Here is a 21,787-nt window from a genome sequence, read left to right as displayed (position 1 = left end):
TCATCGCCGCGTAACATTGGACCGCTGCAATAATTGCGTCACAGGCCACCTAAAGCAGACCTACGCGTGCACAAACGCATCCTGATCGTTGAAGATGAAGCCTCGATCCGCGACATGGTCGCCTTTGCCTTGCGCAAAGCTGGCATGGACGCGGCCCACGCCGCCGACGCACGAGCCGCCCAGCTCGCTATCGCCGAACAAGTACCCGATCTGATCTTGCTCGATTGGATGCTACCCGGCACCAGCGGTCTAGAACTGGCCCGGCGCTTACGTAAAGAAGAACTGAGCCGTGAGATTCCGATCATCATGCTTACCGCCCGCGGTGAAGAGATGGATCGAGTCAATGGCCTGGAAGCTGGTGTAGACGACTACGTGGTCAAGCCGTTTTCGACCCGCGAACTGGTCGCGCGGATCAAGGCCGTATTGCGCCGAAGCCAGGGCGACGATGGCTCCGGCCAGGTCGAACTGGGCGGTTTGCGCATCGATGGCCCGGCGCACCGGGTATTCGCTGGCGACGATGCCGTTGTCATCGGCCCCACCGAATACCGCTTGCTGTACTTTTTCATGACCCATCCCGAGCGTGTCTACTCGCGCGCACAGTTGCTCGACCATGTATGGGGCGGCAGCGTATACGTCGAGGAACGCACCGTTGACGTTCATATCCGTCGGCTGCGCAAGACGCTGGAGCCATGGAAACTGGACGACATGGTGCAGACCGTTCGCGGTGCCGGCTACCGCTTCTCCGCTAACGTCTGACTCGACTCTGCTGACTGAACCGGCGTTGGTGGCTTGCGGGGACTGCGGCTTTTGCCGATGCTTGGCGATTGCCAGCGCAACCCGGCCTAAATTTTAATGCAGCAATCATCTGAATCCACCTGGAAACTGCCGGCCGCACTTGCGGCCGGCTTGGTCGTGGGTGCCGCATTAGGGTGGTTGGCCGGTGGCTATATCGCCATTGGCGTGTCCCTGGTCGCTGTAGCGGAAACCGTCTTGCTGCTGACTCGAATCCGTCATCAAACCGGCTCCATGATGACAGCCCCTCCCGGCCTCAGCCCCTTGCAGCATGACCGTTTCATGACGCGTTCTCGTCGTATCGCCTCCAGTTTGCGCGACCTGCGCAGCGCCGCCGGCAATTTGCCGGACGCTGTCGTGCTGCTCGACAACGAGCAGCATGTGCGCTGGTTCAACCATGCCGCCGAAGACCTGCTCGGCCTGCGTCGCCCGCAGGATCGTGGCACCGCCCTGCACGAACGCCTGAGTACCACCGAACTGGCGGGCTGGCTGAAGGACGGCGCTTTCGAGCCGCTCAACGACGTCGCTGCGCCCGGACACCCGAATCGCCACATCAATGTCACCCTGTTGCCGTTCGGACGCCGTCAGCGGCTATTGCTGGCGCGCGATATCAGCCACCTGACGCGGCTGGAGCAGATTCGTCGCGACTTTGTGGCCAACGTATCGCACGAACTGCGCACACCGCTTACGGTGATCCACGGCTATCTGGAACTGATCGATCCGAGTGACGTCCCCGAACTTGCCCCGGTGCTGGGTGAGATGCGCGCACAATCCAAGCGCATGGGACAGATCGTCGAAGATCTGCTCACCCTGTCACGCCTGGAAACTCAGGAGCACGTGGCTGACGAGCGTGTGCAGATGACGCCGCTGATGGCCACTATTCGGCGAGAAGCCGAAGCGCTCAGCCAAGGTCGCCACCACATCGTGCTCGAATCCACCGCCGAAACCGATCTGCTCGGTTCGGTCAAAGATTTGCACAGCGCGTTGTCCAATCTGGTCAGCAATGCGGTGCGCTACACCCCAACCGGCGGCAATATCACCATCCGTTGGCTACGGACACCCGAAGGCGCCACCTATTCGGTCACCGATACCGGCTTTGGCATTCCTGCCTCGCACCTGGCTCGACTTACCGAGCGCTTCTACCGCGTGTCGTCCAGCCGTTCGCGCGACAGCGGCGGTACCGGCCTGGGGCTTTCGATCGTCAAACATGTGCTGAACCTGCATCAGGCCCGGCTGGATATCCAAAGCGAGCCCGGCCAGGGCTCCACCTTCTCGTGCTGTTTCGGACACGAGCGGCTGCTCAAACTCGGTGGCTCGGACGAGGTTTAAGAGCCTCTCCGAGATCGCGGGCGGCCCCATCAGCGCCGCCATCGTGAATAGCAACCAAGCCGGCCATCACAATACGCGGCGCTGCGGCATGAGCTTATTCACGCCATACGCCAGAATGGCACCATGCGCCGTAAACCCACGACTCCCCCGCCCATCGCCGACCGAAACGCCCCTGAGCTGTACCTCAGCCGTGAACTGGCCGCCTTAGAATTCAACTTTCGCGTGCTCGCCCAGGCACGAGATCCGCAGGTGCCGCTGCTGGAGCGCCTGCGCTACTTAAGCATCGTCGCTAATAATCTGGACGAATTCTTCGAGGTCCGCGTGGCGATGCTCAAGCATCACCATAGCTACGGCTCCGCTGCACCGGGGCCGGACGGGGTGCCGTCGGGCGAGTTATTAACGCGCATCCGCAAGCGCGTGCTGGACTTGGCCGCCGAGCAATACACCACCTGGCAAGACGAGCTGGGGCCGGCACTCGATGCCGAAGGCATCCGCTTTCTTACTCGCGACCGCTGGTCCGCGCGCCAACTGCACTGGTTGCAGGGCTATTTCGAGAACGAGGTGCTCCCGGTGCTGTCGCCGCTGGGGCTGGACCCCGTGCATCCATTTCCGCGCATTCTCAACAAGACCTTGAACATCGCCGTCGTATTGAAAGGCCGCGATGCGTTTGGCCGCGAAGGACATATGGCGCTGGTGCGCGCCCCGCGCTCGCTACCGCGGATCATTCGTCTGCCCGATGAAGTGTGCGAGCCGGGCGACCATTACGTCTTTCTCGCCGAACTGCTGCAAGGGTTCGTCGACCTGATGTTCCCCGGCTTGAAGGTGGCCGGCTCCTACCAATTCAGAGTCACCCGCAATAGCGAGCTGATGGTGGAAGAAGCTGAGGTGGCGAATCTGGCCAGCGCCCTCAGCGAGGAGCTGCTCGGCCGCGGCTATGCCCGCCCCGTGCGGCTGGAGATCGGCAACGACTGCCCCAAAGCCATCGTCACCCTGCTGACCACCAATTTCGAGCTGGAAGAAACCGACGTCTACCGCTGCAACGGCCCGGTCAATATCATCCGCGCCGGCACTATTTATGAGCGCCTGGACCGGCCGGAGCTGAAATATCCGCGCTTCACGCCGCGACTGCCGCGCGCACTCGAAACCAGCAAATGCACTTTTGAAGTGCTGCGCCAGCGCGATGTGCTGCTGCATCACCCTTATGAATCGTTCGCTGCCGTGGTCGAACTGCTGCGCCAGGCCACGCAAGATCCGAATGTGCTGGCCATCAAGCAGACCCTGTACCGTGCCGGCGCCGACACACCCCTGGTCGATCTACTGGTGGAGGCGGCACGCAACGGCAAAGACGTCACCGTCGTGGTCGAACTACGCGCTCGTTTCGACGAAGAAGCCAACATCGGCCTCGCCACACGTCTGCAAGAGGCCGGCGTGCAGGTGGTCTACGGCGTCGTCGGCTACAAGACACACGCCAAGATGCTGCTGATCGTGCGCCGCGAGGACGACGTACTGCGCCGCTATGTGCATCTGTCCACCGGCAACTATCACCAGGCCAATAGCCGCGCCTACACCGATATCGGCCTGATGACGGCGCAACCGGAGATCGGCGAAGACCTGCATAAGGTGTTCCTGCAGCTCTCCGGGCTAGGGCCGATCATCAGCCTGAAGCGCTTGCTGCACTCGCCTTTCACCTTGTACAAGAGCGTGCTTGAGAAGATCGAGCGCGAAATCGCTCATGCCGAGGCAGGGCGACCGGCACGCATCGTCGCCAAACTCAACGCACTGAACGAAGCCCACGTTATCGAGGCGTTGTACCGCGCATCGCAGGCGGGGGTGGAAATCGACCTGATCGTGCGCGGCGCCTGCACCCTGCGCCCTGGCCTGCCCGGTATCTCCGAGCACATCCGCGTACGCTCCATCGTGGGACGCTTTCTGGAACACAGCCGCGTCTACTGGTTCGCCAACGATGGTGCGGCGGAGACTTATTGCGCCAGCGCCGATTGGATGGAACGCAACCTGATGCGGCGAATCGAGGTCGCCTTTCCGATTCTCGATCCGGTATTGGCCACGCGCGTCTACGACGAGACCCTGGCCAACTACCTCATCGACAATACGCAGGCCTGGCTGCTCGACAGCGACGGCCATTATGTACGTGCACAGCCGGGCGAAGCCGCGCCGCATAACGCGCAGCAAACCCTGCTGGAAAAGCTCTGCCTGACAAAGTCGTAAGAACCTCTCCCGCTGCTCAGGAGAGGGCATAAAGCTTCGCCCTCATGCCTACGCGTGCGAGAATCGCCACCTTGTAGCCCAAGAGAGCCACGCATGAGCCAAGGCGATCAGATTCAGATCAAGGACGGCGAGCTGATCGCCGCCGTGGACATGGGATCGAACAGCTTTCATATGGTCGTCGCCCGTATGGAGCACGGCGAACCTCGCGTCATCGACCGCTTGCGCGAAACCGTGCGCATGGCCGCAGGCCTGCGCGCCGATGGCACCCTGGACGCCGAACACCGCGCCCGTGCGCTCAATTGCCTGGCTCGCTGTGGTCAACGCATCGCCGGCGTACCGTCGATGCGCGTTCGTGCCGTAGCAACCAATACCGTGCGCCGGCTGGCCTCGCCACAGGCGTTCCTGACGGCGGCGGAGGCTGCCTTGGGTCACCCTGTGGAAATCGTCTCCGGTCGCGAGGAGGGCCGCCTGATCTTCCTCGGTGCGGCGCACGATCTGCCAGCCTCACGCGAGAACCGGCTCATCATTGATGTCGGCGGCGGCAGCACGGAGTTCATCATCGGCCGCGGACTGGCCCCACTGCAGACCGAAAGCGTGCAGGCAGGCTGTATCGCCTCGACCCTGCGTTTTTTCCCCGGCGGCAAGCTCAACCGCAAGCGCTGGCAACGCGCACGTAGTGAGATCGGCGTGCTATTGCAGCAGTTTGCCGAAGATTACCGCGAGGCCGGCTGGCTCGATGCCTACGGCTCATCGGGCTCGGCCAAGGCCATCGGCGCGGTGGTCCAGGCGATGAAGTTCTCCGATGACGGCATCACCCCCGCCGCATTGGCCTTGCTGCGCGACGCGCTGATCGAGCAGGGCCAGATCAGCGCCATCAAGCTGCCCGGCCTGGCCGAAGATCGCGCGCCGGTGATCGTCGGCGCCGTGGTGATCTTCGAAGCGGCGTTTGCCGCACTCGGCATCGAGCGCCTGCGGGTATGCGAAAGCTCGATGCGCGAGGGCCTGCTATGGGATCTGCTGGGCCGCGCCGGCGGCAGCGACCCGCGCACCGCCAGTATCGACGCGCTGGCCGCCCGCTACGGCGTGGATCGTGCGCAGGCCCGACGGGTGGAATCGACCGCGCTACTGCTGTTCGACCAAGTCGCCAAGGCCTGGAAGATGGACCTCGAAGCTCGCGAATGGCTTTCCTGGGCCTCTCGCGTACACGAGATCGGCCTGGCCATCGCGCACAGCCAACACCATCATCACGGCGCCTATATCCTGCGCCATGCCGATCTGGCCGGTTTCTCGCGGCAGGAGCAACAACTGCTCGCAGCCATCGTTCAATCGCATCGCCGCAAACCAGACAAAACCCTGTTCTCTGCCCTGCCGCAGCGCTATCGCGTGCTAGCCCGCCATATCACCGCGTTACTGCGGCTGGCCGTATTGTTCCGCCGCGCCCGTCGCGCCGAATCACTGCCGCAAATGCGCCTGACCGCGACCAGTCAGCGACTGCGGCTGGCCGTGCCGGCCGCATGGCTGGAGCAGCACCCGCTGACCGAAGCCGATCTTGAGCAAGAACGCGCCCCCATGTCCGAGCTTGGGCCACGGCTGGATTTGATCACTATCTGAATCCCTCGCTGCGATGTGAATAGGCTCACTCACCGCAGCCGCGTATCATGCCCGGATGTCACAAGCCGCCCGACTCGCCATGCCACGATTCTCACTCGCTCTATTGCTGCTCATTGTGCCCATTGCGCTTGCCGCGCAAACAGCCAAACCAGCGAGCGCGCCCAGCCCGGAAACATCAGCACATCCGCAAGTGGTGCTGCACACCTCGCAAGGCGAAATCACACTAGAGCTATACCCGGACAAGGCGCCTAAGAGCGCCGCCAATTTTCTGCAGTACGTGCGCGATGGCTTCTATAACGGCACCGTGTTCCATCGGGCCATTCCCGGTTATCTCGTGCAGGGCGGCCTGTACACCCGCGACTTGCAGCCCAAGCGCACGCGCTCGGCGATTCCCAGCGAAGCGGACAATGGCCTGCCTAACGTGCGCGGCACCATCGCCGTAGCCCGCGGCGCCGACCCCAACTCCGGTACCGCCCAGTTTTTCTTCAACCTGGTCGACAACCGTCGGCTGGACTATGTCGGCAATCAGAGTGGCCTTACCTGGGGCTATGCCGTGTTCGGCAAAGTGCTCAAAGGCATGGATGTGATCGACAAGATCGCCGCTCTGCCCACCCGCGGCCTCGGCCCCTTTGCCGGCGACGTGCCCAACCCGCTGATCGTGGTCGACGGTGCCAATGTCGTCGGCGAAGAAGCGCCTGCGGCAGCCTCCAGCAGCAAAGCGCCCCTCCCTGCCGCCAGCAACGTTCCGGCCGTCGCACCCACCAAACCCGCGAAAAAGCGTACCAAGGCCAAGGACTGAGCACACGATGGCTACGTTGTTTATCGCCGATCTCCACTTAGACGCCAGCCGCCCGCACATCACCCAGCTATTCGAGAACTATCTCGCCAGCGACGAAGCACGCCGCGCCGATGCGCTGTATATCCTCGGCGACCTGGTTGAAGCATGGATCGGCGACGACGACGATGCCGAGCTGCCCCAACGCATCGCAAACGCCACCCGCACGCTGCGCGATAGCGGCGTGCCCGTGTATTTCATGGTGGGTAACCGCGACTTTCTGCTCGGTGAAGATTTCGCTCGCCGCGCAGGCCTCACCCTGCTCGAAGACGGCGTCGTACATGACCTGTACGGCCACCGCACCCTGCTGATGCATGGCGACCTGCTGTGTACTGACGACACCGCCTACCAGGCCGTACGCAAGCAGGTACGCACGCCTCAATGGAAGGCGCAGATTCTTTCCATGTCCCTCGATGCCCGCCGCGCATTCGCAGCCAAAGCCCGCGAAGACAGCCGCGCACATACTGGCAACACGATGGAGACGATCATGGATGTGAATCAGGACGCCGTACTTGAAGCATTGCGCGCGGCAGGTGTCGACCGGCTGATTCACGGCCACACCCATCGACCAGCAACCCATCGCCTCGAACTGGACGGAAAAACAGCCGAACGCATTGTTCTCGGCGATTGGTACGAGCAGGGGTCGGTATTGCGGGTAACCGCCGATGCCGCCGAACTGCGTGGCCTCCCTACTGGCTGATTGTCGCCACTAACCATCCTCACTTGCACTGCATGCCCAGCAGCTTCGGCGGCTGATACGGCTTGCTGGCTCCCTCCCTTGCTTGCAGGGGAAGGCTGGGGAGGGCGGAGGCTCTTGCCTCGCGTTATCGCAAGGGCCTTACCCCCTCCCAACCTCCCCCTACAAGTAGGGGGAGGAGCAAGAGCGGTGAGGCCATCAGGAAAGATTTTCGCCTGCGGCTGTCCTTGTTGTTCCTGACAAATTCGTCGACTGCGGAAGCAGGATGCCGGAGCGAACATCGGCGTGGCCGATGGCACGAAGGGCGAGGCACAGGAGTGCCGCCGAATTACCATAGGGTTCGTCCTCCACCATCTCTCTGCCAGATACGCAAAACGCCCCACGCATCGATGCGGGTGCCTATTTCGTGACGCGAGGGATTGTTCGGCCCATCCATGGGCCTCACCCCTTCGCGCTTACGCGCTACGGGGCCAGCCTGCGGCTGTCCGAATTTGTTCCTGACAAATTCGTCGAACCGTAAGGGTTCGTCCACCACCATCTCTCCGCCAGATACGCAAAACGCCCCACGCATCGATGCGGGTGCCTATTTCGTGACGCGAGGGATTGTTCGGCCCATCCATGGGCCTCACCCCTGCGCGCTACGCGCTCCGGGGCCAGCCTGCGGCTGTCCTTGTTGTTCTAGACAAATTTGTCGAACCGTAAGTGTTCGTTCACCACCATCTCTCCGCCAGATACGCAAAACGCCCCACGCATCGATGCAGGTCCCTATTTCGTGACGGGAGGGATTGTTCGGCCCATCCATGGGCCTCACCCCTACGCGCTGCGCGCTCCGGGGCCAGCCGTTCGGCTGTCCAAATTTGTTCCTGACAAATTTGTCGAACCGGAGGGTTCGTCCACCACCATCTCTCCGCCAGATACGCAAAACGCCCCACTAGGGGGCGTTTTGCGTATCTGGCGGAGAGAGAGGGATTCGAACCCTCGATAAGGCTTTTGACCCTATACTCCCTTAGCAGGGGAGCCCCTTCGGCCACTCGGGCATCTCTCCGATTTTTGTTCCGCATCGCTGCGGAGCCGGCAAGCATACTGACCGGCGCGATCAAGGTAAAGCCTTAATTGATAGTTAGTGCTCGCCGGTGTTGCCAGGAGTACTACCACCTTGCTCGCGTTCGTTCTTGATCTTGTCAAAGATCTCTTCACGATGCACGGCTACGGTCTTAGGAGCATTGATGCCGATACGCACCTGATTGCCCTTCACACCCAAGACGGTAACGGTCACCTCGTCACCGATCATCAAGGTTTCACCGACCCTGCGGGTCAGAATCAACATGTTTGCCACTCCATGAATGCTATTGGTCAAGGCCAGCAACCCGCGATGCCTCACCCCTGAGCATCACCGCCTGGCTGTCCGAAATATTCCTTCGAAGGCTTACGCCCTCCCCGGCTCACAGACAAAATGTCCCGGGAGACATTTTGCCGGGCGGCACACTACAACCTGTGAGCCGACATTCGGACGATACTAGCCGAGCGCGCTCGCCGTATGCAATGCGTTCCTGCCCAAACAGAGGCACTTATTCACCTACTTATACGCCACTCATTTGAGCGCCGATCCAGGCAGGCAGGCTCGCCAGCACCGCTGGCAACTGCGGTGAATCGTTACCGCCGCCCTGGGCCATGTCGGGGCGTCCACCGCCCTTGCCGTCGATTTGAGCGGCGACGTGAGCCACTATTTCGCCGGCCTTGACCCGTCCCAGTGCTTTGCCATGGACACCGGCCACCAATGATGCGCGGCCGTCTGCAGCACCTGCCAGTAGCACCACGCAATCGACCAACTGCTGCTTGAGCTGATCGACACTGTCGCGCAAGGCCTTCGCATCCAGGCCTTCCAGCCGTGCTGCCACGATCTTGATACCGTCGATCTCGTGTGCGGCGGTGGCCAGATCGGCCGTGGCTGAGCCGGCGGCCTTGGAGCGCAGCGAGTCCAATTCACGCTCTAGTTTTTTCTGCTTGTCGAACATCTGGCGCAGCTTTTCTACCGCGTCGTCTCCGCTGCTGGACAACAACTGCGACAGCTCGCCCAGGCGCCGCTCTTCGTCGGCCACGTAGGCCAATGCACCAGCCCCCGTCACCGCCTCGATACGGCGCACGCCAGAGGCCACACCAGCCTCGCTGACGATTTTGAACAACCCGATATCACCGGTGCGGCCAACATGCGTACCGCCGCACAATTCGGTAGAGAACTCGCCCATCTTCAACACGCGCACTTCGTCGCCGTATTTCTCGCCGAACAGGGCAATGGCGCCGAAGTCGATCGCTTCGTCATAAGCCATCTGATGCACTTCGGCCTGCACGTTACGGCGCACTTCGTCATTCACCATGAGCTCAACCTGTGCCAGCTCGTCGCGGCTCAGCGGCTTGAAGTGCGAGAAGTCGAAGCGCAGGCGCTCGGGTGCGACCTGCGAGCCCTTCTGCGCGACGTGTTCACCGAGCAACTTGCGCAGGGCGGCGTGCAGCAAATGGGTGGCTGAATGATTCAATACGATGGCTTGGCGGCGGGAGGCATCCACGCCGGCCTCAACCATATCGCCCGTTCGCAGCGACTGCGCTCCGTGCCAGCGGCCGGCGTGACCGAAGAACACGCCACCCATCTTGATGGTATCGGCGACTGTCAAGCGACCAGCCGTATTGGACAGGGTGCCGGCATCGCCCATTTGACCGCCGGATTCGGCGTAGAACGGCGTGCTATCGAGGATGACCAGCCCCTCTTCACCCTCGCTCAATTGGTCAATCTGTTTGCCGCCGCGAACGATACCGATCACCTTGCTCCCCTGGCTGAGCAAGGACTCATAGCCAAGGAACACGGTGGGTTTCAAATGACTGGCCAGCTCGGCCGGCATCAGGCCTTTGGCTTCGAAACGGCTGGCCCCGCGCGCACGCTCGCGCTGCTCTTTCATAGCCTGCTCAAAACCGGCCATATCGACAGTCAGGCCGCGCTCGCGTGCGATATCGGCCGTGAGATCGACCGGGAAACCGTAGGTATCGTACAGACGGAATGCGTCCTCGCCCGGAATGATTTTGCCGACCTTGTCCGCAATGTCATCGAACACTCGCATGCCGTGCTCTAGCGTTTCGCCGAAGCGCTGCTCTTCGATACGCAACGCCTCTTCGACAAAGGCTTGCTTGGCCGCGAGTTCGGGATAGGCCTCGCCCATTTCCTCGACCAGCGGCGACACCATCTTCCAGAAGAAATCACCGCGCACGCCCAGCATCCAGCCATGGCGCAACGCGCGGCGGATGATCCGGCGCACCACATAGCCACGACCTTCGTTGGATGGCAGTACGCCATCGACGATCAAGAACGAACAGGCGCGGATGTGATCGGCAATCACGCGCAACGACTTGTTCGCCAGGTCATTGGTCTGGGTGAGCGCACTTGCCACGCGAATCAGGTGCGCAAACAGATCGATCTCGTAGTTGGAATGCACATGCTGCAACACCGCGGCAAGGCGCTCCAGGCCCATGCCGGTATCCACGCACGGTGCCGGCAGCGGCGTCAGCGAGCCGTCCGGCGCGCGGTCGAACTGCATGAACACGAGATTCCAGATTTCGATGTAGCGATCACCGTCCTCGTCGGGCGAGCCCGGTGGGCCTCCGGCAATGTCCGCACCGTGGTCATAGAAGATTTCGGTGCACGGGCCACAGGGGCCGGTATCGGCCATCTGCCAGAAATTATCGGAGGCAAAGGGCGCGCCCTTGTTGTCGCCAATACGCACAATGTGCTCGGCGGCCACGCCGATTTCCTTATGCCAGATGTCGTAGGCCTCGTCGTCGGTGTGATAGACGGTGACCCAGAGCTTATCTTTCGGCAATTTAAAGACGTTGGTAAGCAGATCCCAGGCGTAGCTGATCGCATCGCGCTTGAAGTAATCGCCAAACGACCAGTTGCCGAGCATCTCGAAGAAGGTGTGATGACGGGCGGTGTAGCCCACCGCATCCAGGTCGTTGTGCTTGCCGCCGGCCCGCAGGCAACGTTGCACGTCGGCCGCACGCACATAGCCGGGCTTCTCGCTGCCGAGAAACACGTTCTTGAACTGCACCATGCCCGAGTTGGTGAACAACAAGGTCGGGTCGCTGGCCGGCACCAGCGAGCTGGACGGCACGATGGCATGGCCCTTGGAGCGGAAGTAATCGAGGAAGGTCGAGCGAATTTCTGCCGTTTTCATTCGGTATTGAGTCATGCGGTTCGTGGCGTTCAGGCTGCGAGGGGCCACGCCATGACGGTACCGCGATCAATCGTCTGCAGTTTCGTCCACTTCGGCGTGGGTAACACTCCGTACTGTGGCGGCGGCAAAGCCTCTGCGCAAGAGAAATTGCGCCCAGCGGGTACGTTCGGCGGGGTCGACCGTGGCCGCGGCGCCGTAGCGACGGCGCAACTGAGCGGCGGCCAAGGCCGTCCAGTCGATCCCGGCAGCGTCCAGCAGCTCGCGAATGCGGGCATCGGACAAGCCATGGCTTTTCAATTCAGCCCGCAGCCGCTGTGGCCCATAGCCCTGTCCCGACCGGTTGCGCACCAGTATTTCGGCGAAGCGATCGTCATCTTGATAGCTTTGCTCCCCGAGTCGGTCCAGCGCGGCCCCGGCCTCTTCGCCCTCGTAGCCGCGCTGGCGCAGCTTGAGCTTCAATTCGCGGCGGGAGTGCTCGCGACGCGCGAGCAAGCCCAGCGCCTTGTCATAGGCACTGGGCTTGGGTTTTTCGTCACCGGACTTGTCGCGCCGTCGGCTCATAGGATTGAGCTGCTTCTGCGGAAATAGAGTGATGCAACAACGAGGCTCTACCTCGTCCATGCATAGCAAGGGGGAGCGCAGGAGCGCAAACCTTACGCCTCAGCAAGCGCCTCTTCCGATGTCGCCGCACTTTTGCCAGTCACCAGCAAGCGCTTACGAAGCTCCAGGTCGACCTCATTGGCAATGGCCGGATTATCGCGCAGGAACTGGCGCACGTTCTCCTTGCCCTGGCCGATGCGGTCGCCCTTGTAGCTGTACCAGGCGCCGGATTTGTCGATCAGGTTCTGTGCCACGCCCAGCTCGATGATCTCACCCTCACGCGAGGTACCTTCGCCATAGAGGATTTCGAATTCGGCCTGGCGGAACGGCGGTGCCACCTTGTTCTTGACCACTTTGACGCGGGTTTCCGAACCGATCACTTCGTCGCCCTTCTTCACCGCGCCAATGCGGCGGATGTCCAGGCGCACCGAGGCGTAGAACTTCAACGCATTGCCACCGGTGGTGGTTTCCGGGCTGCCGAACATCACGCCGATCTTCATGCGGATCTGGTTGATGAAGATCACCAGGCAATTCGACTTCTTGATATTGGCAGTGAGTTTGCGCAGGGCCTGGCTCATCAAGCGTGCATGCAGGCCAACGTGCGAGTCGCCCATCTCACCTTCGATTTCAGCCTTCGGCGTCAATGCGGCGACCGAGTCGACCACCACCACGTCTACCGCGCCGGAGCGCACCAGCATGTCGGCGATTTCCAGCGCTTGCTCACCGGTATCGGGCTGCGAAACCAGCAGATCGTCGACGTTGACACCGAGCTTTTCGGCATAGGAAGGGTCCAGTGCGTGCTCGGCATCGACAAACGCCGCCGTACCGCCGGCTTTCTGGCAACTGGCGATGACTTGCAGGGTCAGCGTGGTTTTACCGGAGGATTCCGGGCCGTAGATCTCGACCACACGACCACGCGGCAGGCCACCGATACCCAGGGCAATGTCCAGGCCCAGCGAACCGGTGGAGACTGTCTCAATAGCCTCGCCTACACGGTCGCCTAAACGCATGACGGCACCTTTGCCGAACTGCTTTTCGATCTGGCCGAGAGCGGAGGTGAGCGCTTTGCGCTTGTTGTCATCCATTGTCGTGAATCCTGGAGTGGCTGTGAATGGAGTGCATGATGCCCGGAGTGAATCTCACGGGCTGCGACCTGCTGACTTGAAAGTATCCCACATTGCCGGGCCGGGTCAGACGGCGGCGGCTGATTATGCCGTCAGCATATCCCGCACGCCGATGAGCGCCTTCGCCACCGTCTGCCGCCGCACTGCTTCACGATCACCAGCAAAATGAAACACTTCCGCGCGGGCATAGCCGCCGCGGCGCTTCCAGGCGACCCAGACTGTACCGACCGGCTTGTCCTCGCTACCGCCACCTGGGCCGGCGATGCCGGTCACAGCCACGGCAAGGCTGGCACCCGCGGTGATAAGCGCCCCGGAAACCATCTCCATCGCCGTCTCGCGGCTGACAGCGCCATGTATTTCAAGCGTTTGCGGACGCACCCCAAGCAGCGCCTGCTTGGCCTCGTAGCTGTAGGCGACAATGCCGCAGTCGAACCAGTCCGACGAACCGGCGATATCGGTGGCCACCTTGGCGATCCAGCCACCCGTGCAACTTTCAGCGGTGACCAGGCGTTGATGCGTAGCGCGTAGCTGCACGCCCAGGGCATCGGCGAGAACCTGCAGATCGGTATCAGTGGGAACATCGGAAAGCAAAGACATCACGGCAACCAGGGAAGCGGAGGGAATTCCCTCTTGTTGTAGCGGAAATCATCGCGACTGCAAATCATCACCACCATTGAGAGCCTGCTCGTCGCGCAGTGCAAACCCGGCGGCCGTGAACGACAATACCCAGCTCACCCACGCCAGCCCGGATACATGAACGATTCTGCCACCCTTCACACCGATGCCGCCCCCTTTCATCCGGTGAAGGAACACACGCCGTTTATGAGGCAATACCTCGCCGCCAAGGCCACGCACCCCGATGTGCTGCTGTTTTTCCGTATGGGCGATTTCTACGAACTGTTCTACGACGATGCGCGCAAAGCGGCGCGACTGCTCGACATTACGCTGACGCAACGCGGTCAATCGGCCGGCCAGCCGATTCCGATGGCGGGGGTGCCGTATCACGCGGCGGAAAATTATCTGGCGCGGCTGGTCCGGCTAGGCGAATCGGTCGCTATCTGCGAGCAGATTGGCGACCCGGCCACCTCCAAGGGCCCGGTAGAACGCAAGGTGGTGCGCATTGTCACCCCCGGCACCGTCACCGATGCCGCGTTGCTGGAAGAACGTCGCGACAACCTGCTGCTGGCGATCGCCGCTGGCGCGGGCGGCGCGCATGGCCTTGCCTGGGTCGATCTATCCAGCGGCCGTTTCCTGCTCAGCGAAGTGCCTAGCGCAGAGGCACTGGCTGCCGAGCTGGCACGACTGCAGCCCGCAGAAACCCTGGTCGGCGAGGACGTTGCCTGGCCCAAACTCGTCAGCACCTTGCCCGGCCTGCGCAAACGGGCGCCGTGGCACTTCGACGCCGATGCCGCCCGGCGCGAATTGAATCGCTTTTTCGGCACGCACGATCTCGGCGGCTTCGGGGTAGAGAATCTGCCACTGGCGATTGCCGCCGCCGGCTGCCTGCTCGGCTATGTCGAAGAAACCCAGAAGAGCGCGCTGCCGCATCTCTCCGGCATGGCGGTGGAAAGCGCCAGCGAAACCATTGCACTGGATGCGGCAACCCGCCGCAATCTGGAGCTGGACACCCATCCCAGCGGCCGCACAGAGCACACCATGCTGGGCGTGCTGGACGAAACCGTGACGCCGATGGGTGCACGCCTGCTGCGTCGCTGGTTGAATCGCCCACTGCGCTCGCGCGACTTGCTGCGCCGGCGCCATCAGGCTATCGGCACACTGATCGATAACCGCCGTCACGAAGGTTTGCGCGAGCAATTGCGCGGCATTGGCGACTTGGAGCGCATTCTCGCGCGCATCGCGCTGCGCTCGGCACGGCCACGCGATCTGTCCACCTTGCGCGATGGCCTCGCCGCCGCACCGACCTTGCGTGAGCGCATAGCTACCCTGGATAGCCCGCTGCTGCACGCACTCGTCGCGCATATCGGCGACCATGCCGATACCGCCGCCCTGCTCGCGCGCGCTGTCGTGGCGCAACCGCCGGTCTTGCAACGTGATGGTGGCGTGATCGCCGACGGTTACGACGCCGAACTCGATGAGCTGCGGCGCCTCTCCACCCATGCCGACCAGTACCTGGTCGAGTTGGAAGAGCGCGAGAAAGCGGCCAGCGGCATCGCCACGCTCAAGGTCGGCTACAACCGAGTGCACGGTTACTACATCGAGATCAGCAAGGGTCAATCGGACAAAGCGCCTACGCATTACACACGTCGGCAAACCACCAAGAATGCCGAGCGCTATATCACCGAAGAATTGAAAACCTTCGAAGACAAAGTACTGTCGGCGAAAGAGCGCTCGCTGATGCGTGAGCGCGCCCTTTACGAAGCCTTGCTCGACACCCTCACTGAAAAACTCGAACCGCTGAAAGCCGCCGCCAACGCGATGGCCGAACTGGACGTACTGGCCAACTTGGCCGAGCGTGCCAGTGTGCTGGATTGGAGCGCGCCGGAACTCACCGACGAACCCGGCATCGCCATCGAACGCGGCCGCCACCCGGTGGTTGAAAAAGTCCGCGACGAACCGTTCGAGCCGAACGATCTGTGCCTCGACGATAATCATCGCCGCATGCTGGTCATCACCGGCCCGAACATGGGTGGTAAATCCACCTACATGCGGCAGAACGCCTTGATCGTGCTGCTTGCGCATATCGGCAGCTACGTGCCGGCCAGCCGCGCGGTGATTGGACCGATCGACCGCATATTTACCCGTATCGGCGCCGGCGACGATCTCTCCCGCGGCCAGTCCACCTTTATGGTGGAGATGAGCGAGACCGCCAATATCCTGCATAACGCTACCGAACACAGCCTGGTATTGATGGATGAAGTCGGCCGCGGCACCAGCACCTACGACGGTTTGGCACTGGCTCGCGCAGCCGCCGTGCATTTGGCAGCCGCCAGCCGCGCCTACACCTTGTTTGCCACACATTATTTTGAGTTGACCGAGCTGGCCGGCGAATACACCACCATCGCCAATGTGCATCTGGATGCGGTCGAGTACGGCGAGCAACTGGTGTTTATGCATGCGGTGAAAGAGGGGCCTGCCAATCGCAGCTTTGGCCTGCAAGTCGCAGCGCTGGCAGGCTTGCCTAAATCAGTGATCGCCGATGCGCGACGCACCTTGGCCGAACTGGAGCGTGGCATGCATGCGCATGCTTCAGCGGCTCATCCCGTCAGCGAAAGCTCGCCGCAACTCGGGTTATTCGCACCGTCGGCACCTTCGGCGGTGGAGCGCGCGCTGGAGGCGATGGACCCCGATGCACTCGCGCCGCGCGAAGCGTTGGAAGCGCTATATCGGCTTAAGGCGCTGCTCTGACGGGTCAGCTCCCCCTGCGATGCAAGGGGAGCGTTAGTCAACGACTCAAGCCGCTGCCGAAAGCGGCGTCGGGAACGGTTCGCGCCATGCCGGCAGCTCCATCATCCGATCATGCCAACGGACAATGTGGGTAAACCCTTCCAGCGGCAATTTCGCCTCCTTGGCCCAAGGCAAAACCGAGGCGACCGCAAAGTCGGCAAGGCTGAGCTGATCGGCTACAAGGTAGCGACGGTCGGCCAGATGCTCATCGAGTATGCCGGCGAAGCGTTTGAAGAACTTAGTCGCCTCTGCCACCACAGCCGCATCCGTCTCGCCCATCCTTATCGCGGGCTTGACGTAGTTCTCGAAATACAGCGCCCCGCCATGGCGCGAAAAATGCGCCAAGTCCCAGGACAGCCAACGCATTACCTCGACTTGTTGCGCACCGTCGCTGGGCCATAGATTGGAACCGGCCTTCACCGCCAGATGCGTCATGATCGCCGCGCTTTCCCACAATATGAGATCGCCATCGACCAGTAGCGGCACTTTTCCATTCGGGTTTTTGGCCAGATATTCCGGCTTGAGGTGTTCGCCGTGTTCCAGTGCTATCCGCACGAACTCCACGGGCGAACCGAGATATTTCGCGACCGCGCAAGATTTACGTGGATTCAATGTCTCTGCGTAATAGAGCTTCATACGACTCTCTCCTGGATGATTGAGGCTGAGGTGGTGAGGCTGGTGAACGGGCGCAGTCTGGCAGCGAACAACATATGTTCAAGAACATATTCTGGTGACACGCTACGCTCTTCCAGTCACTTGGAGCCAGCCATGCCTTACACCACCGAACACAAGCAGAAAACACGTGATCGCATCGTGGAATGCGCCCGCGAACTGTTTAACCGCAAAGGCTTCGTCAGCGTCTCGATCGACGAAATCATGGGGCACGCTGGCCTGACCCGCGGCGGTTTCTACAATCATTTCAAGACCAAGGAAGATCTGTTCGCCGAAGCGGTGATCGCCTTCCAGAACTTCAACCCGGCCGACCGTTGGGAAGGCTTGGATTTCGATCCAACGCGATGCGGCAAAGCGCATGCCAAGCAGATGATTCAAGCCTACCTTTCGCGCTCGCATCTGGACGATATCGACGGCCACTGCCCCATGATTGCGTTACCGTCCGACGCGGCCAGGGCAAGTCCGCGCGTCAAACAGGCCTATTTCGATCTATTGGTGCGCATGGCCGGTATCTTTGCCGATGGTCTGCCACCGTTGGATAACCCGGATGACATGCCCAAGGAAAAAGCACATCAACGCGGGCTCGCCCTCACCGCTTTGTGCGTTGGCGGTATGGTGCTGGCACGCACCTTCGACGACGCAGCGTTTCGCAATGAGATTCGCGAAGCCACCCAGGCACTGGCACTCGAATTGATCGGCTGACGCCAATCACTCGGCAGTGAATCGACGTCAGATATCGTGTTGGCGCAGTACATTCGGGGCAACCCGCCCATTGATAGCCATCAGCTATCGCATGTATTGAAAGAATCGACTTCCATCAATCGCCCGATCTGCGTAGATTCCAGTTCAAGCCGGCCGACACCAGCCACTCCATTAGTTGCTGCAAGCCACATTCAAGCCACTCAGAAAGGGATCCGCCCATGAGCAGCCATCGCAAGACCCTCACCACCGCCGCAGGCGCGCCGATTCCCGACAACCAGAACAGCCTCACCGCCGGCCCGCGTGGCCCGCTGCTGGTGCAAGATCACCAACTGTTCGAGAAGCACGCTCATTTCAACCGCGAGCGCATCCCCGAGCGTGTAGTGCACGCCAAAGGCTCCGCCGCCTTCGGCACCCTCAGCATCACCCACGACATCACCCGGTACTCGCTCGCCAAGGTGTTCAAGCCGGGCAGCAAAACGCCGCTGCTATTGCGCTTCTCCACCGTCGCCGGTGAGCGCGGCGCCGCCGATGCCGAACGTGATGTACGCGGCTTCGCACTGAAGTTCTATACCGAAGAAGGCAACTGGGATCTGGTCGGCAACAACACCCCGATATTTTTTGTGCGCGACCCCTACAAGTTCCCTGACTTTATCCATACGCAGAAGCGCGACCCGCGCACCAATATGCGTAACGCGACCGCCATGTGGGACTTCTGGTCGCTGTCACCTGAGTCGCTGCATCAAGTAACCATCTTGATGAGCGATCGCGGCCTGCCGGCGAGCCTGCGTCACATCGACGGTTTCGGCAGTCATACCTTCAGCTTCTGGAACGAGGCCGGCGAGCGTCATTGGGTGAAATTCCACTTCAAGACTCAGCAAGGCATCAAGAACTGGACTAACGAGCATGCGGCGAACGTGATCGGCGCGGATCGCGAGTCACACCAGCGCGACCTGTACGAGGCCATCGAGCGTAAAGAGTTTCCGCGCTGGACCATGTATGTGCAGGTGATGCCCGAGGCCGACGCCGAAAAGACGTCGTACAACCCCTTCGATCTGACCAAGATATGGCCGCACAAGGACTACCCGCTGATTGAAGTGGGCGTACTGGAACTCAATCAGAACCCGGAGAACTATCACGCCGAAGTAGAGCAATCGAGCTTCTCTCCCGCCAATGTCGTCCCAGGCATCAGCCATAGCCCGGACAAGATGTTGCAGTTTCGTATTTTCTCTTACGCCGATGCGGCACGTTACCGCCTTGGCGGCAATCACGAGCAGTTACCGGTTAACCGCCCGCGTTGTCCGATGCATAACTACTATCGCGATGGTGCGATGCGCTTCGACGGCAATGGCGGCGGCAGCGTGAACTACGAGCCGAACTCTTTCGGCGGCCCGGTTGAAGATCCGTCGGTGAAAGAACCACCGCTGAAAATTTCCGGCGATGCAGACCGTTATAACCATCGCGATGGCAACGACGACTACAGCCAGGCCGGCGATCTGTTCCGCCTCATGAGCGCAGACCAAAAGCAGCAGTTGTTCGGCAACATCGCCGCTGCGATGCATGGCGTGCCCGAAGAGATCGTGCGCCGTCAGCTTGGTCACTTCGCCAAGGCAGATAAAGGGTATGCCGAAGGAGTGGCTAAAGCGCTGGGTATCAAGCTTTGATGGTTGTTTGAAAACGACGGCATAGCAACCGACGCTCCATCCCCTTCACTGCTTGTAGAGAAGGGGATGGAGCACTCTATCTTCACCCTGCATGCCAACCATTCCGGCCCACTAAAACCCTGCACAAGGCAATAACAACTCAAGCCGCAACGGAGTCATTCCATGGACCTGAGCGCGCCTAGAAAATCACTTGCTACATGCACCCTATTCGCCCTCCTCGGCTTCACCGTGTCATCGCAAAGCCAGGCCACCGACAGCCCTTACCTGTTCGGCGACTGGAACGGCACCCGCAGCCGACTCGCCGATGAAGGCATTCGTTTCGAATTTGGTTATGGCAGTGAAGCGGCACACAACTTCACCGGCGGTACCAAGCAGATCACCCGTTATACCGATCAATGGAAGCTCGGCTCCACGCTCGATCTGGAAAAATTGTGGGGCTGGAGCGGCGGCACCTTCCAGATCATGATGACCAACCGCAACGGCCGCAATCTGGGCGCCGATGCCCATATCGGCAATAACCAGCTCATCCAGGAAGTGTATGGCCGTGGGCAGACCTGGCATCTGACCGTCTTCGCGCTCAACCAGAAATTCTTCGACGGCAAGCTCGACTGGCGCATCGGCCGACTGCCGGTAGGCGAGGATTTCGCCAGCTTCTCCTGCGACTTTCAAAACCTCACATTCTGCGGCGCGCCGCCAGGCAATATCGTCGGCGACTACTGGGTGAACTGGCCGACCAGCCAATGGGCCACACACCTTAAGCTACATACCAGCGAGCAGACCTATGTGCAAATAGGCGCCTATCAGATCAACCCCAACTACGTGAATGATCGCTGGGCACGTCGCAACGGCTGGAAGCTCAATAATCCCGGCGGCACCACCGGTGCGTTGATTCCGCTGGAGTTTGGCTGGACACCGAATGCCAATGGGCTACCCGGCAGTTACAAAGTAGGTGCCTGGTATAACAATGCCGGCGGCTCCGACCTGTATTACGACGTTAATCGCCAACCGCTCGCCATCACCGGCAGTGCTGCGCTCAAGCGCGATTTCCGCTACGGCGGCTACCTCAGCTTTCAACAACAGGTCAGCGGTAAGGGCACCACGGTGTTCTTCAATGCTACCCAAGCCGATCGCAACACCTCGGCGACTGATCGCCAGATCGCCATGGGCATGGAATACAAAGGCCCGTTCAATCGCGCCAACGACATGGTCGGCTTCGCCATCGGCGCCAGCCATGCAAATAGCCGTCTGGCCAAGTATCAACGCCTGTACAACCAACTCCATCCGAATACCCCGAGGCTAGTGAAGAACGGTTACGAGTACGTCTCGGAACTGTTCTATAACTGGTCACCGATTCCCTCGATCAACCTGCGCCCGAACTTGCAGTACATCTTGCATCCAGGGGGGACGCGGCAGAACAGCAATGCTTTTGTGTTGGGGTTGAAGACTAGCGTTGCGTTTTAGTGAGGCTTATTAGCTCCTTGACGTTATCGCGAGCTGGATCGCCTGCGGCGGTTTTCGAACCCCTGCCGGGGTCCGAGTCACTTTCTCTTGAGTGGCCAAGAGAAAGTAACCAAAGAGAAGGCCACCCCGATGCAGCGCTCTACGGGCATCCTGCCCTGCGAGTGCGTGAGGCTTGGCCGGGCTTTTCGACAGGGCTTCCTGCCCTGGCGAAAAGGCATCGACATCCGTGTCGATGCCCCTGCGGGCCTTGTCGTCCAAGCCTCACCGCTGCAAAGGGGCCCCGAAGAGCAGCGCGCGTCGTGCGCGCACTCGGGAGCGACTACACACAGTCGCCGATATATGAAACGCACGCCACACAGCCCCCTCCCCTGCTAGCAGGGGAGGGTTGGGGAGGGGTTCAATCTTGCGGCGAGGTTGCACCCCCTCCCAGCCTCCCCCTACTAGTAGGGGGA

16 protein-coding genes and 1 tRNA gene are annotated in these 21,787 nt (G+C 61.2%); 10 read left to right on the top strand and 7 right to left on the bottom strand.

Annotated elements, in window-relative coordinates; all coding sequences use genetic code 11:
* Positions 1 to 66 precede the first annotated feature (66 nt).
* The 6 genes from phoB (at position 67) to DVJ77_RS19735 (ending at position 7,493) form a co-directional block, all read left to right on the top strand.
* Entirely contained in the window at positions 67 to 756 is a 690-nt protein-coding gene (gene phoB / locus DVJ77_RS19760) for a phosphate regulon transcriptional regulator PhoB (RefSeq protein WP_114847258.1), read from the top strand.
* Positions 757 to 852: 96 nt separating this feature from the next.
* Entirely contained in the window at positions 853 to 2,121 is a 1,269-nt protein-coding gene (gene phoR, locus DVJ77_RS19755) for a phosphate regulon sensor histidine kinase PhoR (RefSeq protein ID WP_114847257.1), read from the top strand.
* A 123-nt stretch (positions 2,122 to 2,244) separates the two neighbouring features.
* The gene (ppk1, locus tag DVJ77_RS19750) at positions 2,245 to 4,347 is read left to right on the top strand and encodes a polyphosphate kinase 1 (protein WP_114847256.1); all 2,103 of its coding nucleotides are present in this window, start codon (positions 2,245 to 2,247) and stop codon (positions 4,345 to 4,347) included.
* 93 nt (positions 4,348 to 4,440) lie between these two features.
* On the top strand, positions 4,441 to 5,958 hold the full coding sequence (locus tag DVJ77_RS19745; protein WP_114847255.1) for a Ppx/GppA phosphatase family protein: 1,518 nt from the start codon (positions 4,441 to 4,443) through the stop codon (positions 5,956 to 5,958).
* A 79-nt stretch (positions 5,959 to 6,037) separates the two neighbouring features.
* Positions 6,038 to 6,757 carry a peptidylprolyl isomerase gene (locus DVJ77_RS19740; RefSeq protein ID WP_114847330.1) on the top strand — a complete coding sequence of 240 codons (720 nt, stop codon included), beginning with the start codon at positions 6,038 to 6,040 and terminating at the stop codon, positions 6,755 to 6,757.
* 7 nt (positions 6,758 to 6,764) lie between these two features.
* Positions 6,765 to 7,493 (top strand): UDP-2,3-diacylglucosamine diphosphatase, encoded by a 729-nt coding sequence (locus DVJ77_RS19735; protein WP_114847254.1) that lies wholly within the window; start codon positions 6,765 to 6,767, stop codon positions 7,491 to 7,493.
* Between the two features lie 949 nt (positions 7,494 to 8,442).
* On the opposite strand, the gene DVJ77_RS19730 is transcribed toward DVJ77_RS19735, so the two are convergent.
* The 6 genes from DVJ77_RS19730 to DVJ77_RS19705 all read right to left on the bottom strand — a co-directional run bounded on the left by DVJ77_RS19730 (position 8,443) and on the right by DVJ77_RS19705 (position 14,031).
* Positions 8,443 to 8,535: transfer RNA gene (locus DVJ77_RS19730), tRNA-Ser, on the bottom strand.
* Positions 8,536 to 8,610: 75 nt separating this feature from the next.
* Entirely contained in the window at positions 8,611 to 8,817 is a 207-nt protein-coding gene (csrA, locus tag DVJ77_RS19725; protein WP_114847253.1) for a carbon storage regulator CsrA, read from the bottom strand.
* A gap of 253 nt (positions 8,818 to 9,070) precedes the next feature.
* Positions 9,071 to 11,710, bottom strand: coding sequence for an alanine--tRNA ligase (gene alaS, locus DVJ77_RS19720; protein WP_114847252.1), 2,640 nt, complete (start codon positions 11,708 to 11,710; stop codon positions 9,071 to 9,073).
* 66 nt (positions 11,711 to 11,776) lie between these two features.
* Positions 11,777 to 12,271 (bottom strand): regulatory protein RecX, encoded by a 495-nt coding sequence (locus DVJ77_RS19715; RefSeq protein WP_114847251.1) that lies wholly within the window; start codon positions 12,269 to 12,271, stop codon positions 11,777 to 11,779.
* 92 nt (positions 12,272 to 12,363) lie between these two features.
* Entirely contained in the window at positions 12,364 to 13,395 is a 1,032-nt protein-coding gene (recA, locus tag DVJ77_RS19710; RefSeq protein ID WP_114847250.1) for a recombinase RecA, read from the bottom strand.
* Positions 13,396 to 13,518: 123 nt separating this feature from the next.
* Positions 13,519 to 14,031, bottom strand: a complete 513-nt coding sequence (locus DVJ77_RS19705) for a CinA family protein (protein WP_114847249.1) — start codon at positions 14,029 to 14,031, stop codon at positions 13,519 to 13,521.
* A 156-nt stretch (positions 14,032 to 14,187) separates the two neighbouring features.
* Between DVJ77_RS19705 and mutS the strand changes: the two genes are divergently transcribed.
* Positions 14,188 to 16,800: a DNA mismatch repair protein MutS gene (gene mutS / locus DVJ77_RS19700; protein WP_114847248.1), complete on the top strand. Its 2,613-nt coding sequence runs from the start codon at positions 14,188 to 14,190 to the stop codon at positions 16,798 to 16,800.
* 45 nt (positions 16,801 to 16,845) lie between these two features.
* Here mutS and DVJ77_RS19695 read toward each other — a convergent pair whose 3' ends face one another.
* Positions 16,846 to 17,475: a glutathione S-transferase family protein gene (locus DVJ77_RS19695; protein ID WP_114847247.1), complete on the bottom strand. Its 630-nt coding sequence runs from the start codon at positions 17,473 to 17,475 to the stop codon at positions 16,846 to 16,848.
* A gap of 132 nt (positions 17,476 to 17,607) precedes the next feature.
* Here DVJ77_RS19695 and DVJ77_RS19690 point away from each other — a divergent pair, with 132 nt between their 5' ends.
* From DVJ77_RS19690 to DVJ77_RS19680, 3 genes are all read left to right on the top strand, one after another.
* On the top strand, positions 17,608 to 18,213 hold the full coding sequence (locus tag DVJ77_RS19690; protein ID WP_114847246.1) for a TetR/AcrR family transcriptional regulator: 606 nt from the start codon (positions 17,608 to 17,610) through the stop codon (positions 18,211 to 18,213).
* Between the two features lie 218 nt (positions 18,214 to 18,431).
* A complete protein-coding gene (locus DVJ77_RS19685) occupies positions 18,432 to 19,874 on the top strand; it encodes a catalase (RefSeq protein WP_114847245.1) in 1,443 nt (480 codons plus the stop codon).
* 228 nt (positions 19,875 to 20,102) lie between these two features.
* A complete protein-coding gene (locus tag DVJ77_RS19680) occupies positions 20,103 to 21,335 on the top strand; it encodes a carbohydrate porin (protein WP_225428110.1) in 1,233 nt (410 codons plus the stop codon).
* The last annotated feature ends 452 nt before the right edge of the window (positions 21,336 to 21,787 follow it).

Source organism: Dyella tabacisoli, from assembly GCF_003350925.1.
GTDB classification, from domain to species: domain Bacteria; phylum Pseudomonadota; class Gammaproteobacteria; order Xanthomonadales; family Rhodanobacteraceae; genus Dyella_C; species Dyella_C tabacisoli.
Note: the sequence above shows the minus strand (reverse complement) of the source record. Positions and strands in the feature narration are given on the sequence as shown.